The organism is Paenibacillus oleatilyticus (assembly GCF_018998565.1).
Taxonomy (GTDB): Bacteria; Bacillota; Bacilli; order Paenibacillales; family NBRC-103111; genus Paenibacillus_G; species Paenibacillus_G oleatilyticus.
Map to the genome: position 1 here is coordinate 129076 of NZ_JAHNZO010000002.1, position 17512 is coordinate 146587.

Genomic DNA, 17512 nt, shown 5'->3' on the forward strand with positions numbered 1-17512 from the left:
CGGGGCTGTCGCGAATGGATAATAGGCCTCAAGAGGTATTAGACAAAGTTAGTACTATGTTCCGGCCGATTTTTCTTTACAATAAAAATATGGCTTGAATCATACACGCACACACGGAAAGCAGAGGATACGTATGCAAACTCGTCATGTGAAAATTATCGGAACCGGTAAATATATGCCGAAGCGCCGGGTCACCGATTCGGAGATGGATCGGGCTCTGGGCGTGCCGGAAGGCTGGGTAAGGAAAAAAACAAATGTCATTCATCGCCATTTCGTTGAGGACGAAACGGCTTCTTTGATGGGGGCAAAGGCGGCCTATGCTGCCTTGGAAGCGGCTGGATTGACGTTCGACGATATCGATTGTCTGGTATGCACGAGCGGGACGATGGAGCAGCCGATTCCTTGTACGGCCGCTTTAGTTCAGGAAGCGATGGGGCAGCAGCATTCCGGCGTTCCTGCCTTCGACATTAACTCGACGTGCCTGAGCTTTGTTGCCGGCCTCGATGTAATGTCCTATATGGTAGAGGCTGGGCGATACCGCCGTGTACTTCTGGTGTCGACCGAGATCGCCTCCAAAGGCTTGAACTGGAAGCAAAAGGAAAGCGCGGCTCTCTTCGGCGACGGGGCGGCGGCAGCCGTCATTGCGAAGTCCGGGCCGGAAGAGCGCTCGCGCATCCTCTCCGCTTGCATGGAAACGTACAGCGCCGGGGCGCATCTCTCGGAAATTCGGGGAGGCGGCAGCGGCCGTCCTGCAGGGGCTTTTGCTCCGGAAACAGCGGAGCATTATTTGTTCGACATGCAGGGAGAGCCTTTGTTTCGGATGGCCTCGAAGAAGCTGCCGGGTTTTATGAACCGCCTTCTTGCGGGGGCAGACTGCTCCATTGCGAACATCAAGCTGGTCATTCCGCATCAAGGCAGCGCGATGGCGATGCGGCTGCTCAGCCGCAAGCTGCGCATTTCCGAAGAGCAGCTGCTGTACATTACGCCCGATCATGGCAATACGATATCCGCTTCGATCCCGATGGGCCTGCACGAAGCGATCCGTCAAAGAAGAATCGAGCGGGGAGACCGCGTGCTGCTGCTCGGCACTTCGGCCGGACTGACGCTGGGAGGCGTTGTGCTTGATTACTAAAATGCGCGTCTCTTCGGCCGAGCGCCTTAAGGTGTTGATTACCGGCGGCCGCGCTCCGGCAGCTCTGGAGCTGGCTCGGCTGCTCGCTGCCGCCGGCTGCGAGGTGCATGCGGCCGAAAGCGTGCGGCATCACCTGTGCCGCGTGTCGAAAGCGGTCGCCCGCAGCCATATGGTGCCGGGCCCGGCACGCGAACCCGAGCACTTCGTTGCGGCGCTCGAAGAGATCGTGCGGCGCGAACGCATCGCATGGTTGATCCCGACCTGCGAGGAGATTTTTTACGTGTCGGCCGGATTGGAACGGCTCAGCTCGTTATGCCGCGTCGTCGCTCCACCCCTGGAGCAGCTCCGGCGGCTGCACAGCAAATGGGAATTCATCCGCCGGGCTCAAGAGCTCGGCTTGTCTGTTCCGCATACAGAGCGGGTGAGCACTCCGCAGGAGTGGGCCCGATTCACGGGGCGGATCGCCTCTAGCCCGGAGGAAGTATACCGGGACGGCTATGTCGTGAAGCCGGAATTTTCCCGCTTCGCTTCCAAGGTTCGCATCGTGAAGCCAGGCGGCCGGGAAGCAGGGGGGGCAGCGGAAGAGAGGACCCGGATTACCGGGGAAACCCCCACCGAAGTCCGACTGGAAGCCGAAAGCTATCCGTGGGTCGTTCAGCAGTTCATCCCCGGGCGAACCCTGTGCACCTACAGCATCGCGCATGAAGGCAGACTCGCGGCTCATGCCTCCTACGCCGCCGATTACGCGGTCCGAGGCGGGGCCAGCGTATATTTCGAGCCGCTGTACCATGCCGGCCTGCTCGAATGGGTACGGGAATTTGTCCGGATGGAACGGTTCACCGGGCAAATCGCGTTTGATTTTATCGAGACGGAGCGGGGAGAGCTGTACGCCATCGAATGCAATCCGCGGACGACAAGCGGCATCCATCTGTTCCGGCCGGAGGACAGGCTGGCCTCGGCCTTGCTGCATCCGGAAACGCTCGGCGAAACGATGATCGAGCCACAGCCGGCCTCGCGGGGGATGCTGGGGGTGCCCATGCTGGCTAGCGGGCTTACGGAAAGCCGCTCGTGGCGAGCCTTTGCGGCATGGCTATCCAAGTATGCCGGGGCCCGGGATGTCGTGTTCCGCTGGAGCGACCCACGGCCTTTTGCAGAGCAGCTTTTTCTGCTCTTGGAGCTGCGGAGAGCCGCAGCTGCCCGCAAGCAGACGCTTATGGAAGCTTCGACCGGCGACATCGAATGGAACGGAGGGACATCATGAGCAGGAATGCCTTAGTGACGGGAGGAACAGGCTTTCTGGGCAGACGGCTTGCTCTCCGGCTCCGGGACGAGGGTTGGAACGTTACCGCATTGGGCAGACAACCGGCGATCGGGGAGGAGCTTCGGCGGCAGGGCATCCGTTTCGTGCAGGTAGACCTACGGGAACGGGAGCGGATAAACGCTGCTTGCGCCGGTCAACAAGCCGTCTTTCACTGCGGCGCGTTATCGGCATCGTGGGGGCCATACAACGACTTTTACGATAGCAACGTACTGGGGACGGAACATGTGATCGCCGGCTGCCTGCAGCATCAGGTCGGCCGGCTTATTCACGTGTCGACGCCCAGCGTGTATTTCGGCAGCACCCACAGGCTGGGCGCCCGGGAATCGGACCCGCTGCCGCGCCGTCAAGCCAGCCCGTACGCCGCGACGAAGCGGCTGGCTGAGGAGGCCGTAGCGCGGGCCGGGGCGGCAGGGCTGGAGACCGTTATCGTGCGGCCGCGCGCCTTATTCGGTCCGGGCGACGCTTCGATTTTGCCGCGGCTGATCGAAGCGAATGCGGTGCAGGGGATTCCGCTGATCGGAGGCGGGAAGGCGCTCATCGACTTGACGTATGTCGACAATGCCGTCGATGCGCTACTTCTGTGCCAAGCGGCGCCAGCCGCTACTGTGGCGGGACGCGTCTACAATATTACGAACGGGGAGCCGATGCCTTTTGGCGAGGCGGTAAGCAGGCTGCTCGGGAAACTGGGCATTCCGGTCCGGTTCAAACGGCTGCCTTATGCTGCGGCCTACGGCGTAGCTGCGCTGATGGAGCTATCCGCCCGGCGGCTTCCCGGCCGGGGCGAGCCGATGCTCACCCGGGCGGTGGCGGGCATGATCGGGAGAAGCCAGACGCTGGATATTAGCGCAGCTCGAAGGGAACTTGGCTATTCGCCTAAGATTTGCGTGGACGAAGGAATGGAAGCTTTTGCTCAGTGGTGGAGGAGTAAGCATGACTTATAGACAACAGAGAGAAGACAGAGGGTTACCGATCCCCAAGGTCAAGCTGCGTTTGTTTGCGGCAGGCTATTGCACCCATCCGGAATGGGTGACGCTTCGGGGCGGCTCGCTGCGTTCGTGCCGCATTCCGGCGATATTTGCCTGCATCGAGCATCCGGCGTTCGGCGCGATTGTCGTCGACACCGGATATTCGGAGCGGTTCATCCAGGAAACGAACCGGCTGCCCGAGCGGCTGTACCGTATGATTACGCCCGTCGTATTCCGCGAGGAGGAAAGTGCGGTGCGGCAGCTTGCCGCCTGCGGGGTGGCTGCGGAGCAGGTGCAGACGGTGATCGTGACGCATTTTCATGCCGATCATGTGGCCGGACTGCGCGATTTCCCGAACGCCACATTTTTGTACGTGCCGGAGGCGTACGACGCGGTGAAGTCCTTGCGCGGATTGGCGGCACTCCGCAGGGCGTACCTGCCGGGGCTGCTGCCGGAATCGTTCGAACGACGCTCGCAGCCGATTCTCCGGGACCGGCAGATCGAACTGCCGGCGGACTTCCCGTTCTCCAGCGGCATCGATGTGCTAGGAGACGGCAGTCTGCTTGCAGTCGACCTTCCCGGGCATGCGGACGGGCAGATCGGGCTGCTGCTGTCGACCGAGCGTCACGATTATTTGCTCTGCGCCGATGCGGCCTGGTCAAGCCGGGCGATCCGCGAGAGCCGACCGCCGCACCCGCTTGCCGGGGTGGTCATGCCGAACCGTCGCCAATACCGGGATAGCTTCGAACGGCTCGTTCGGCTGCACGAGCGTTACCCGGCATTGCGCATCGTTCCCTCACACTGCCCGGAGGTCTGGGAAAAGTGGATTCAAGGAGGGGAACCGCTGTAATGCTTACCGATTCGCTGCGCATTTTATCCCGTTATTGGCTTACCCGCCAAGGACGCCGGTGGACGGACCGGACTTCGCTCGAGCGGTGGCAGGAAGCGCGCATCCGGAACCATTTGGACCGGGTACGGCGGCAATCCCCCTTTTACCGCGAATGGTGGGGGAATCGTCCGCTGTCGGAATGGCGGGAGTTTCCGATGATCGACAAACAAATCATGATGGAACAGTTTGACCGTCTGAACACGGTGGGTATCCTGAAAGAGGAAGCCTTTGCTCTGGCGCTCCGCGCGGAACAAACGCGGGATTTCACTCCGATGATCGGCGGGACGACCATCGGCTTATCGTCCGGAACGTCGGGACACCGGGGACTGTTTCTTGTCAGCCGGGAGGAACGGCTGGCCTGGGCGGGTGCCGTGCTGGCCAAGGTGCTGCCGGGATCGCTTTTCGGCAAGCACCGCATTGCTTTTTTTCTGCGAGCCAACAGCAACTTGTATGCTGCTGTAGGCAGCCGGCGGCTGCAGTTCCGGTTCTACGATCTGCTCGATCCTTTGGAACGCCATCTGGACCGGCTTCGGGAGCAGCAGCCGACTTTGCTCGTCGCGCCGCCTTCCATGCTTCGCCTGCTTGCGGAGCAGCAAAAAGTGGGGCGGTTATCGATTGCGCCCGGACGCATCGTGTCGGTGGCCGAGGTGCTGGACCCGCTCGACCGCCGGTATATCGAGGAAACGTTCGGCCGGACGCTGCATCAGGTTTACCAGTGCACCGAAGGTTTTCTTGCCGCCACATGCGCTCACGGTACGCTGCATATGAATGAAGATATCGCAGTTATTCAGAAAGAATATGTGGATTTTGAGCTGCGGAAGTTCATTCCGGTTATTACCGATTTTTCCAGAATGGCGCAGCCGATGATCCGCTACAGGCTGAACGACGTGCTGACCGAACGTACGGAGCCTTGTCCTTGCGGATCGCCGTTTACGGCGATTGACACAATCGAAGGGCGCTGCGACGACTTGTTCTATTTTCCGGATCGGCGTGGGGAAGGATGGGTGCGCGTATTCCCTGATTTCGTCAGCCGGGCGCTGCTTGCCGCCTCCGGAGACATCGAAGCGTATCGCGCCGTGCTCCATGCTCCGAACCGGCTAGAGGTTTCTCTGCAAGTCTCGGACGGCAAACGGGCGGAGACCGAAGCGGCCGTGGCGAACGCCTTGACCGGTCTGTGCGATCGGGTCGGCTGCCGCACGCCGGGGTTCGAATTTACGGTGTATGCCTTCCAGCCGGGAGACCGGAAGCTTCGGCGGGTGGAGAGGAGGTTCGGTCTTGACCTCGATGCTGCGCTTATTCGATAGGGAATCCATCGGACAACTCGAATGGCCTGATACGGCTGACGGCGGCTATGCCAAGCGTTACTTGCTTCCGCTGCTTCAACAGCCGGTTGAAAATTTCGTGCCGAACTTGTCTACGGCTCTGCATGTGCTTCAGTTGAATGACAACGTATTGCCGTTAACCGTCAATGAGACGGAGTACGATAATTCGTACGTCTGCTCTCCATATACCCACTACGTCAGCTATGCGAAGCAGGAGTTGTACCTGCTGAAGTCACGCCCGGTACAGCTTGCGCTCGGCGGGCTGCTTTCCGCCATAGGCTGGCTGCTGAAAGGGAGCGGCTTCAACCGTGCGGTGCACGTCAACAATTGGCTGCTGTCGACCAATTTGTATCCCGAGCTGTCTGACGAGGAAATGGAGGATACAGTCCGTTACTTGCTCCGTTCGTTTCCGCAGCATACGCTGATTTTCCGGTCCCTCAACCGGACGACGAACGCCACGATGATAGATGCGCTGGAGAAGCTGGGCTTCCGCATGGTTCCGAGCCGGCAGGTCTATCTGCTCAAGCCGTCGGACGATGCCTGGATGAATGCCAAAGCCCGCTGGCTTCTGAAGCGGGACTACGGCCTGCTGGACAAACACGGCTACGAAGCCGTTGGTCCGGAGGAGCTGACGGAAGCGGATATGTCTCGGCTGGCGGACCTGTACCGGGCGCTTTATTTGGATAAATATTCGTATCACAATCCGCAGTTCGGAACGAGCTTTTTCAAGCTGGCATGGCAGGAAGGGCTGCTGGAGCTTCATGCGCTTCGTCACAAGCCGACGGGACGCTTGGATGCGGTGCTCGGCTTCTTTTGCCGCAATGGAGTCATGACCACACCGATCTTCGGCTACGATACGTCACTTCCGCAGGAGCTCGGTTTGTACCGCATGCTGTCGTCGGTGCTGATCGGCATTGCCCGGACGAACGGCCATCTGCTCCATGAAAGCTCGGGGGCCGCGCAGTTTAAGCGCAACCGCGGAGCGGTCGCGGATATCGAGTACAGCGCCGTTTACGACCGTCATCTGCCCTTCCGCCGGCGTTCCGGCTGGATGCTGCTGCACAAGACACTGAACGGCATCGGCATCCCGCTTATGAAAAAATATAAATTTTGAGACAGGAGCAGGGGAAGGAGGGATTTCGATGGACAACGTCCAGCCGGTAGCCTTGGTCACAGGCGCGTCCAGCGGCTTCGGGTTGTTAACGGCGGTCGCGCTTGCGCGCGCTGGCTACAGAACCGTTGCGACGATGCGCAATCCGGACAAATGCGAAGCGCTTCAGGAGCATGCGGAGCGCAGCGGGGTGCAGGAACTGATCGATATCATGCCTCTGGATGTTACCGATCATGAGGCGATCGGCCAAACCGTCGGTTCGATTGTCAAAACGTATGGCCGGATTGACGTGCTCGTGAATAATGCCGGTTTTGCCGTCGGCGGTTATGTCGAGGAGGTACCGATGGAGCAGTGGAGACAACAGCTAGAGACGAACGTTTTCGGCGTGATCGCCGCGACCCAAGCCGTGCTTCCGCATATGCGGGAGCGGAGATCCGGGTACATCGTCAACGTCAGCAGCGTCAGCGGACTCAGCGGCTTTCCCGGCTATGCGCCTTACAGCACGTCCAAGTTCGCCGTGGAAGGCTTCAGTGAGTCGTTAAGGCTCGAAATGAAGCCCTTCGGCGTTAAGGTCGTACTCATCGAGCCGGGCGCCTACAAGACGGACATTTGGCAAAAAGGCTTCGCCTCCATGTGTACCTCCGAAGCTTCGCCTTACCGGCATTTGCTGGAGAAGGTGCTGCGGTACTCGAAGCAAGCCGCCGCTACCGCCCCGGACGCGACGGAGGTTGCGGATACCATTGTCCGCGTCATCCGGTTGAAGCATCCCAAGCTGCGTTATCCGCTCGGCAGAGGGGCTAAACTGAGCCTGGGGAGCAAGGCGCTGATCCCTTGGCGGTGGTACGAATCGATTGTGCTGCGTCTGCTCAACAAATGAAGCGCATAAAGGACATAAGACAAGGCCGTTCCTGGTCGGAGACGAATCCGCGGGAACGGCCTGTTTGTTTGCCGGCATCTGTTCTGGCCTAGATTCCGCGTTCAGGGTGACCCACTCCGTATACTTCATTTAAAACTCTAAAGCACGTGTCGAATGTTTGGAGTGAAATAGCTTATTTAAAGGGGATATAAACTCTTAAACCTTTGCATTTGCATCAATGTAGTATGATGGGGTTGAAGCTCGAATGAGGAAAGGAGTCGAACGATCATAAAGATAACGATCGCAGCCTGTCTTGCCGGTGAGCCTGTATTAAATGGGGAGAGAGCATCCGTCGGCAAAGGCGCTGCATGGAGCGGCGCGTTTGTAAAAAAAGATACTCGCCTGCAAGATCAACCTAAAGGAGGATTATAGTTGAAAGAAGCCATCTTGATCCAAGGCGCCCGTGAAAATAACTTGAAAAACATCTCGCTGACGATTCCCAGAAATCGATTGGTCGTCTTGACCGGGCCATCCGGGTCCGGGAAATCGACGCTCGCGATGGATACGCTGCAGAAAGAATGCCAGCGGCAGTATATGGAATCCATGGGCATGGTCACGGATTCCATCAGCAAGCCGAAGGTCGATTCCATCGCCGGATTGTCTCCGTCGATCAGCGTAGGGCAGCACGTCACGAACCGCAATCCGCGGTCGACGGTGGGCACCGTAACGGACATCTATACGTATTTGCGGCTTTTGTACGCCAAGCTCGGGGAGCGGCCGTGCCCGTCGTGCGGCGCGACCGTTCCGCCTTCGTTCGAAGAGGCGGGCGGCTTGAGCGAGGAGGACGAAGCGTCCGGCCAGCCGCAATACGTTCGCTGCCCGAACTGTACGGCCGAGCTTCCCAGGCTGACGATGGGCCATTTCTCGTTCAACAAGCCGGAGGGCGCCTGTGGAACATGCGACGGACTCGGCAGCGTAGCCAGCCTGAACCAGGAGGCCGTCTTCGACGAAGAGCTGAGCCTGCGCGGGGGATGCGTGACTTTGTGGTACGAGTCCCTGATCGATTACCAGAACAGCATTCTGCAAGCCGCTGCCAAGCATTACGGATTCGTCTTCGATCCGGATCAGCCGTTAAAAGAGTACGGCCAGGTTCAGCGCGATTTGTTGTTCTACGGCGTGGAAAGCGAAGCCTTCCTGCGGCACTTCCCGAACGTCCAGCCGCCTAAAATGGTCGGCAAAGGGAAATTCGAAGGCGTCGTTACGAGCTTGTGGCGCCGCTATCTGGAAAAAGACGGCAACCCGAACGGCTCCGCGTCCGTAGGAGCGTATTTCCATCAGCAAACGTGCACCGAGTGCCAAGGAACTAAATTAAACAAGGAAAGCCGCCGGGTGACGGTGCGCGGAGCGTCGATTGCCGAGGTATCCTCTTGGTCGCTGGATGACGTGCTGTCGTGGCTGAACGGTTTGCCGGGAAGTTTGCCGCCGGCCGGACGAGAAATGCTGGAGCCGGTGCTGAACGATTTGCCGGAGCGGCTGAAACGGGTGATCGATGTCGGCTTAGGATACTTGTCGCTTCATCGGCAGACGGTGACGCTGTCCGGAGGGGAGGCGCAGCGAATTCGGCTCGCTTCCTTGCTCGGGTCCGGTCTCACCGGGGTGCTGTATATTTTGGACGAGCCGTCGGCAGGGCTACATCCGCGGGATACGGAAGGGTTAATACATGTCCTGAAGCAGCTTCGCGATCTGGGAAATACGGTGCTTGTCATCGAGCACGACGTCGAGGTAATGCGTGCGGCCGATCATGTCATTGACATGGGTCCTGGGGCGGGCACTATGGGCGGAACCGTCGTCGGCGAGGGTCCGCTGGAGGCTCTGAAGCTATGCGAGAGCTCGGTCACGGGCGCTTATTTGCGGGACGAGAGCCGCTTGGCCCCGGGGCGGGTCAGAAGGCGGGGCAACGGGAGCTTCCTGAAGATCCGGGATGCCTATGCGCGGAATTTAAAGCACATTACCGTTTCGTTTCCACTCGGCTGCCTGATTTCGGTGACCGGCGTGTCCGGTTCGGGAAAGTCGACGCTCCTGTTCGACCTTCTTGCGCCGGGCGAGCAAGCGGGAAAACGCGAAGGCTGCGGAGCTATTACCGGTCTGGAGCATATCGGAAACTGGATTACGGTAGACCAATCGCCGCTCGGGCGGATGCAGCGTTCGAACATTGCGACGTATACCGAAGTATACACCTCGATTCGGAACCTGTTCGCCAGCTTGTCGGAAGCGAGACGGAACAAGCTGACATCGAAGCACTTTTCGTTCAACACGCCGGGTGGACGCTGCGAGAACTGCCAGGGACTCGGCGTTTTATCGCTGCACATGCATTTTCTTCCGAATCTGGAAGTGCGGTGTCCCGCCTGCCGTGGCAGAAGGTTCCAGGAAGAGGTGCTGCGTGTTACCTACAAAGGCTATACGATATCCGATCTGCTCGATATGACGGTTCAAGAAAGCCTGTCCATCCTGAAGGATCAGGACAAAATGTCCAGAACGATTGAGCTGCTCTGCGAGGTGGGGCTCGGATATTTGCAATGGGGCCAGTCCGTCGCGACGCTGTCGGGCGGGGAGGGGCAGCGGATCAAGCTGGCCAAGGAGCTGAGCAAAAAAACGAAGACCCACACGCTCTATTTGCTGGATGAACCGACTACCGGCCTGCATCCCGGCGATGTGCGGCAGCTGCTCGTTTTGTTGAATAAACTGGTCGATGCGGGCCATACGGTGATGGTGGTCGAGCATAACGTGGACGTCATTCGCGAGTCCGATTGGGTCGTCGATCTCGGCCCGGAAGGGGGAGAAGCGGGCGGCTCGCTTGTCGCAGCAGGCACCCCGGAGGAAGTGGCCGCATGCGAAGCTTCCCACACCGGCCGCTTTTTGAAGGAAGCGCTGCGCTTGTAAGGTGGCAGGCAGGACGTCCCGTCACAAACCAGACCGTACAGGAGGAGGTGCCGTCGTTCGGGCATCTCCTTTTTTTATGCCCGATTTCACAATATGCACAGAAGCCGCTATAATTAGGAGATACTTTTGCATCGCAGGGAAGGGAAGCGAGTACATGTTTGCGCGTAGGGAAAGCTTAGGTCAATACGTTCGGCTTTATCCGGTGACAACGGCCATCATCTTGATTCAATTGCTTGTGATGGCGGCGATGGAGTGGTACGGATCGTCCCAAGACAGCGAAACGCTGCTCCGTTTCGGCGCCATGTACGGCGTTCCAGGCATTGAGCCGGCACTGTGGCGCTATGTGACGGCCATCTTCGTACATATCGGGTTCCAGCACTTGCTTTTTAACAGCTTCGCCTTGTACGTGTTTGCCGCTCCGCTTGAGCGTATGCTGGGCTCCTGGCGCTACGCGGCGTTCTATCTTGCAAGCGGAATCGCCGGGAATGTGGCGAGTGCCTGGTTCCATTCGGACCCCTATATTGGAGCGGGGGCGTCCGGAGCGATCTACGGCATATACGCCGCTTACTTGTACTTATCGGTATTCCGGCGCGATCTGATCGATTACCAGACGAAACAAACGGTATGGACCATTGTGATCATCGGCTTTGTTTATTCCTTTGTCGTCCAGAATGTCGACGTTTATGCTCATGCCGGCGGCTTCGTCGGCGGTTTGGCCGTATCCGCACTGATGACCTTGTTCGTCAAGCGGAGACGGCGCAGAGAGAGCTGGGACGAGCCCGGAGCGGAGTAATGCAGCGGGCTCGAAACCCTGGAATAACCTGAATTGGTTTGGGAATAGAGGAACGCCGGTGCGCTAAACGGAGTTTGAAGAGGGCGATGGAAGTATAGCGGAACTGGGGAGCATTTAAGTGTGTCGAAAAATGTTAATGCTCCCCATGATTGGCCTAATAGCGCATCACAGGTTATCTATTTTGAGCCATTCGACGATTTCGGCCGGTATAGCGCATCTCAGTTCCCCTAAGCTTACGAGCCTCGCATCAAAGACGGAGCTTCGTGCACCGTGAAGTGAATTTGCCTCTCGGGGGGCACACAGGCCCACCGATTTAGACCGCTAGTTCAATCCAAAAGGTCAATCCCAATAGTCCCCCCTCTAAAATCAGTCTTCTCACATCAATCTCCGAAAATTTAGAATCCCCAGCTTCTTCAACCTTTCACATTAACCCGAAAATAACGGCTTCTGAGCACAATACAAGGTTTCTTGGCAAATTAGAAGAACTATAGATCATTTCGGGAGCTACGCAGGTGGCTCGTTAGCTTCTTCGATCGAATGCGCTTACATATACTACGCTGCAGCTCTTTTTCACCGTTTACTTTACACCCCCCACGAAAAACGAATAATGATTTGCCTATACGCCTTCCTCGTACTCCGCTTAACAACTTTGCGAGTTATCCGTAGAACCGCATAAATAATCCGTCCTCCGGGAGACAAAGAAAAGCCCCGGTGATAATCTTTATCAATGAACGGGTTCAACGAAGGGGAGGGGTACATGTGAAGCAAAAAAACGGAATCGCAAGACTGCTCGAGATTGCGGGCGAGAAGCGTGGGCTGCTGATCGTTTCCGGCATTTTGTCGGCTCTGAGCGCGGTCTGCATGCTGATTCCTTACGTATCGGTATATTTTATCATCCGCGAGCTGTTGGAGCATGCGACGAATCCGGCTTCCTCCGACGGACCGTGGATGATCCGCTGGGGGATCATTGCGCTGCTAGGGCTGCTGGGAAGCCTGCTGCTGATGTATGCGGGAGGGATGTTCTCCCACATGGCGGCGTTCCGGATCTTGTACGGTCTGCGCGTCAAGCTGTCCAACCATATCGGACGGCTGCCGCTCGGCTGGCTGAACGGCACCTCGACTGGCGTCGTGAAGAAGACGCTGGAGCAAAACGTGGAAAAGGTGGAGACCTTTGTCGCGCATCAGCTCCCGGATCTCATTCATGTGGCGGTGACGACCCTTGTACTGATCGTCGCGATGTTTGCCTTGAACGTATGGCTGGCGCTGGCTTGCCTCGTTCCGATTGCAGCCGGTTTCACCGTACAGATCCTGCTCTCGACGGGAGAAAAGTCCAAGAAGAACGTCAAGCTGTATTACGATTCTTTGGAACGGATGAGCGGCTCGGCGGTTCAATATGTACGGGGGATGCCGGCGGTGAAGGTGTTCGGACAGACGGTCCATTCATTTCGCAAGTTTTACGACGACATGATCCGTTATCGCGATTATTGCGTCAAATTTACTGATCAATTTCAGAATGGATTCCTGATCTTTAAAGTCATTCTCAGCTCGTTTGCGGCGTTTATCCTGCCGGTCGGCGTCTATCTGCTGGCCCGGGACCCGGGCAGCGTGGCGTTCGCTTCGGTCCTGCTGTTCTTTCTGATCATGGCCCCGGGCATCTCCGCCCCGATGTTCAAAATTATGAATATCAGCTCCTCGCTCCGCGATATTAACGAAGGGGTCGAGCGGATTGACCGCATCTTGGCGGAGGAGCCGGTAAAGGAGCCGGCGAACCCGAAAAAACCGGACGCGTACGACTTGACGTTCCACAGCGTCTCCTTCTCCTACGGGGCGGAAGGCAAATCTTCCCGGAGCGAAGCATTATCCGATCTTTCGTTCAACGCACGGCAGGGCAAGGTAACGGCGCTGGTCGGCCCGTCAGGCTCCGGCAAGTCCACGGTCGCCAATCTCATTCCCCGATTCTGGGACGTGAGCCAAGGAAGCATCCGCATCGGAGGCGTAGACATCCGGGAGATAGCCTCCTCCGATCTGATGAACACCGTTGCTTTTGTTTTTCAGGAAACGTTCTTGTTTTACGATACGCTTTACAACAATATCGCCGTCGGGCGGCCCGGAGCGTTGCCGGAGGAAGTGTACGCCGCAGCGAAGGCGGCCCAGTGCCATGAGTTTATCGGCAGGCTGCCCCAAGGCTACGATACATTGATCGGGGAAGGCGGCGTGTACTTGTCGGGCGGCGAGGAGCAGCGAATTGCGGTGGCCCGGGCGATTTTGAAGGATGCGCCCATTCTGGTGCTGGATGAGGCCACTGCTTTTGCCGATCCCGAGAACGAGTACGAGATGCAGCTGGCGCTTAAGCAGTTGATGCAGGGAAAAACGGTCATCGTGATCGCGCACCGGCTTTCTTCAATCCGGGATGCCGATCAAATTATCGTGCTGAACGCCGGCCGGCTCGAAGAGCGGGGAACGCATGAGGGACTCGTTGCCGCGAACGGCTTGTACTCCAGAATGTGGAAGGCGTACACGGATGCGGGGCAATGGCAGATCGAGACGGGAGGAGTGAGGGCATGAGTCTGCTTCATAACATTACGGCGGGCCAACCGAAGAAGCTGATCAAGCCGGTACTGTATACCACGCTCGCCAACCTGATGGCGATCGCGCCTTTTGCCCTGCTGGTCGGAGGCGCGAGACTGATCTTCGAGCCGTTCGTTCATCCGGGCGCGCCACTGGATGTAGCGGGGCTTTGGTGGGTGTGCGGGGGCATGGCGGCTGCGCTGATTGTTTTGTTCTTGTGCGAAGTGCCGGCATACCGTGCCCAGTTCCGGGGTGCTTACGAGACGGCGGCCGAAGGTCGCGCTCAGCTGGCCGAGCATTTGCGGAAGCTTTCCCTCGGCTACTTGAACCGACGCGACCCCGGCGATTTGGCGAACATGATGATGGGTGATTTTACGCTGGTGGAGCACGGCATCTCGCATCTCGTACCGCAGATGCTCGGCGCCCTGGTTATGCCGGTGCTTGCCCTTTCCGGGCTCTCCGTTCTGGACTGGCGCATGGCGGCCGCCATGTTTGCCGCTTTTCCGGTGGCGATTGCGCTGGTGCTTCTCACCTCCCGCATTCAGCGGAGGCTGGGGGCGAACCATATGCGGGCCAAGATCGACGCCGCGAACCGTCTTCAGGAATATTTGAACGGCATCCGGGTCATGAAAGCTTACAATATCACGGGCGAGCGTTTTGTCCGACTGGAAAAATCGTTCAAGGAACTGATGCGCCACAGCATCCGGATCGAAGGTCTGCTTGGGCCGATTGTCCTGAGCGCCATCGCACTTATTCGCGCCGGACTGACCCTGATGGTGATCGTAGGGGTTCATCTGCTGCTGGGCGGCAAGCTCGACGTCATGACGCTTGTTACGTTTTTGCTCATCGGAACGCGGATTTTCGATCCTCTCTCGACCGCGCTCGTGAACTATGCGGAGTTCCGCTATCATGAGCAGGCCGGCGAGCGTATCGTCCAATTGTTGAAAGAACCGGGTATGACGGGCAGCGAGCTTCCTCCCGAAGAGCACGACGTCGAGCTGCGGCAGGTCACCTTCGGTTACAACGAGCAATCCACGCTCAAAAACATCAGTGTCCGGATGCCTGCCGGTTCGTTCACTGCGTTGGTCGGCCCGTCGGGAAGCGGGAAGAGCACGATTCTTCGGCTGGCCGCCCGTTTCTACGATCCCGTCGAAGGGAAAGTCCTGCTCGGAGGGCAGGACATGCGGAGCATGGACCCGGAAGCGCTGCTGCGCAAGGTGTCGATGGTGTTTCAGGACGTCTATCTGTTCCAGGATACGATCGGCAACAATATCCGCTTCGGACGGAGCGACGCGACGCAGCAGGAGGTGGAGGAAGCGGCCCGGCTGGCCTGCTGCCACGAGTTTATTATGAAGCTGCCGCGAGGCTATGATACGATGGTGGGCGAGGGAGGCAGTACATTGTCCGGCGGGGAAAAACAGCGGATTTCCATCGCACGGGCGATTCTGAAAAATGCGCCGATCGTCCTGCTGGACGAGGCGACGGCTTCCCTGGACCCGGAAAACGAAGTGGAGATTCAGCGCGCGATCGATCATCTGGTTCAAGGGAGGACGGTGATTGTCATCGCGCATCGTCTGAAAACGATAAAGAATGCCGACAACATTATCGTGTTGGACAACGGCCGTGTGGTCGAGCAGGGTCGGCATCACGACTTGCTGCAGCGTGAAGGCTTATACGCCCGGCTCTGGCATTTGCAGCAGCAAACCGGAGGCTGGAGCATCTCTTCTTGATGGGCGACGTAGTTCAAGCTTGTGGATAAACCCGAAGAATGAAGTAGGGGGATAGTCGTTAAGAATGGAAATATGGAAGAAGAGAGGGGTACTGGAATATTAAAAAGATGGTAGTCTATGGGAGTTTAGGCCAATCCTTGTAGCTGGTACTTAAATATTTTTCAACCAACCATTTTCCATTGTCATAAATCATTATTATAGTATCTGTGTAAGTTGCATTTTCGCCAGTTTTTTTAACTGTTTGCACAGTTCCGGAAGGGAAGTACCTTTTGCTGCAGACGCTGGCCCATCCGCCAAGCCTTCTTGCCTTATCGCGCAAAATCAGCCTCAACGACTACAACCTGAAGATCGGCTTTAAGGAAGTGTTCGGGATGACCGTCTTCGAATTCGTCCGCCAGCAGCGGATGGAGAAAGCCATGCTGCTGCCGGAAAACGGCACGCTGAACGTCAGTCAAGCCGCGTCTCTAGTAGATAACTTCCGCCATTTTGCCGCCTTCTTCAAGAAGACGTATGGCGGGCGTAAATCCAAGCGATTATGCAGAGATGTTGCAAAAACTTGAATGCCGTGTTACGATAGGATAAATTTAGCAGAACGGAGGGTTACGTATGTTAGACAATTCCAATTCCGGCGTACTTGGGTTCACTAATTGAATAGTGCTCAAAGGCTCTGTCTGTGTACAGAGTGATCGGGATTGGTCTGCCTGCATATACGGGTAACCCTGTTTAGTTATACGCAATATGGCTATCAGAGGGAGGGACGAATCGGCCCTCTTTTTGTTGTGCCCGCAAATCGTAATACAAAGGCCAATAATCCAGTCGTTGAAGACTCCCCTGATTTGACGTACGTCGGAACGGGGAAGGTTCTTCTTGAGGGGATAAGTACGTCCTTTTCCGATGACTCCTGCACCGGCAGCAGCCTGTGTTTTTATTTTTAAATCTTGGGAGGAATCAGACTATGAGCGAACAGATGCTGCGAATAGACGGAATTGAATTGTGTGCCGAAAGCTTCGGCAATCCAGACGACCCGGCCGTTTTATTGATTATGGGAGCCACCGCATCGATGATTTGGTGGGAGGACGAGTTTTGCCAGCGTCTCGCGGATCGGGGAAGGTATGTGATCCGCTACGATAACCGCGATGTCGGGCGTTCGACGACGTATGAACCGGGGCAGCCGGGATATACCTTGGAAGATATGGCGGACGATGCGATTCGCGTTCTCGACGGGTACGGGATTTCGCAGGCACACTTTGTCGGCATGTCGCTCGGCGGACTGCTTACGATGCTTGCGGCGGTGCGGCACCCGCAAAAAGTGTTGACCGCTACGCTAGTAATGACGTCGGCTTTCGCGCCAGGTTTGCCGCCGATGGAGGAAAAGGTGGAAACCTTCTTTGCGGCTGCGGCCAATGTGGATCTGACGAACGAGCAGGCGGCCGTCGATCAGACTGTAGAAAAATGGAAAATCTTAAAAGGCTCCAAGCATCCGTGTGATGAGGAGAGAATCAGACGTCTGGCTATCCAGGAAGTCAGGAGAGCGAGCCGCTTGTCCAGCATGTTCAATCACGGCTTGTTGACAGGCGGGGAATCGGATATCGCCCGGGTTCACGAGATCGAAGCTCCGGCACTGGTCATTCACGGAACGGAAGATCCGATTCTGCCTTACGAGCATGGAGTGGCTCTTGCGAAGCAAATTCCGGGAGCCGTCCTGCTCACGCTGGAAGGGACCGGGCACGAGCTGCACCGTGACGATTGGGAGCGGATGATCGACGCGATCATCAACCACACGGCGAGAGCGCAATAATTAGGAAGCGGCAGTTTGGAGCTGGATTTTCGGCTCCGGACCGCCGCTTTTTGTTTCATATGCTCGGCACCGGTACCCCACTTGCGT

The 17512-nt window shown here is 57.5% G+C and carries 13 protein-coding genes; all 13 read left to right on the top strand.

All coding sequences use genetic code 11. The features are described from left to right. Positions 1 to 133: 133 nt before the first annotated feature. The 13 genes from KQX66_RS03805 (at position 134) to mle (ending at position 17425) form a co-directional block, all read left to right on the top strand. Positions 134 to 1132: a beta-ketoacyl-ACP synthase III gene (locus KQX66_RS03805; RefSeq protein ID WP_216789955.1), complete on the top strand. Its 999-nt coding sequence runs from the start codon at positions 134 to 136 to the stop codon at positions 1130 to 1132. Beyond that, complete coding sequence (locus tag KQX66_RS03810) at positions 1122 to 2393, top strand: ATP-grasp domain-containing protein (protein WP_216789957.1); 1272 nt, start codon at positions 1122 to 1124, stop codon at positions 2391 to 2393. Before KQX66_RS03805 ends, KQX66_RS03810 begins: the two co-directional genes overlap by 11 nt. Next, positions 2390 to 3394 carry an NAD-dependent epimerase/dehydratase family protein gene (locus tag KQX66_RS03815; RefSeq protein WP_216789960.1) on the top strand — a complete coding sequence of 335 codons (1005 nt, stop codon included), beginning with the start codon at positions 2390 to 2392 and terminating at the stop codon, positions 3392 to 3394. The genes KQX66_RS03810 and KQX66_RS03815 overlap by 4 nt, the downstream gene beginning before the upstream one ends. After that, the gene (locus KQX66_RS03820; RefSeq protein WP_216789962.1) at positions 3384 to 4268 is read left to right on the top strand and encodes an MBL fold metallo-hydrolase; all 885 of its coding nucleotides are present in this window, start codon (positions 3384 to 3386) and stop codon (positions 4266 to 4268) included. The genes KQX66_RS03815 and KQX66_RS03820 overlap by 11 nt, the downstream gene beginning before the upstream one ends. Further along, positions 4268 to 5611, top strand: coding sequence for a F390 synthetase-related protein (locus tag KQX66_RS03825; protein WP_216789964.1), 1344 nt, complete (start codon positions 4268 to 4270; stop codon positions 5609 to 5611). Before KQX66_RS03820 ends, KQX66_RS03825 begins: the two co-directional genes overlap by 1 nt. After that, complete coding sequence (locus KQX66_RS03830) at positions 5592 to 6743, top strand: GNAT family N-acetyltransferase (protein WP_306665860.1); 1152 nt, start codon at positions 5592 to 5594, stop codon at positions 6741 to 6743. The genes KQX66_RS03825 and KQX66_RS03830 overlap by 20 nt, the downstream gene beginning before the upstream one ends. Positions 6744 to 6771: 28 nt before the next feature. Next, positions 6772 to 7617 (top strand): SDR family oxidoreductase, encoded by an 846-nt coding sequence (locus tag KQX66_RS03835; RefSeq protein WP_216789968.1) that lies wholly within the window; start codon positions 6772 to 6774, stop codon positions 7615 to 7617. A 411-nt stretch (positions 7618 to 8028) separates the two neighbouring features. Next, positions 8029 to 10536 (top strand): excinuclease ABC subunit UvrA, encoded by a 2508-nt coding sequence (gene uvrA, locus KQX66_RS03840; protein ID WP_216789970.1) that lies wholly within the window; start codon positions 8029 to 8031, stop codon positions 10534 to 10536. A 154-nt stretch (positions 10537 to 10690) separates the two neighbouring features. Continuing rightward, positions 10691 to 11329 (top strand): rhomboid family intramembrane serine protease, encoded by a 639-nt coding sequence (locus KQX66_RS03845; protein ID WP_216789972.1) that lies wholly within the window; start codon positions 10691 to 10693, stop codon positions 11327 to 11329. 759 nt (positions 11330 to 12088) lie between these two features. Continuing rightward, positions 12089 to 13894, top strand: coding sequence for an ABC transporter ATP-binding protein (locus tag KQX66_RS03850; protein ID WP_216789975.1), 1806 nt, complete (start codon positions 12089 to 12091; stop codon positions 13892 to 13894). Beyond that, on the top strand, positions 13891 to 15627 hold the full coding sequence (locus KQX66_RS03855) for an ABC transporter ATP-binding protein (RefSeq protein ID WP_216789977.1): 1737 nt from the start codon (positions 13891 to 13893) through the stop codon (positions 15625 to 15627). The genes KQX66_RS03850 and KQX66_RS03855 overlap by 4 nt, the downstream gene beginning before the upstream one ends. Before the next feature lie 269 nt (positions 15628 to 15896). Further along, positions 15897 to 16187 carry a helix-turn-helix domain-containing protein gene (locus KQX66_RS03860; protein WP_253956898.1) on the top strand — a complete coding sequence of 97 codons (291 nt, stop codon included), beginning with the start codon at positions 15897 to 15899 and terminating at the stop codon, positions 16185 to 16187. Positions 16188 to 16582: 395 nt separating this feature from the next. Next, positions 16583 to 17425, top strand: a complete 843-nt coding sequence (gene mle, locus KQX66_RS03865; protein ID WP_216789980.1) for an alpha/beta fold macrolide esterase — start codon at positions 16583 to 16585, stop codon at positions 17423 to 17425. The last annotated feature ends 87 nt before the right edge of the window (positions 17426 to 17512 follow it).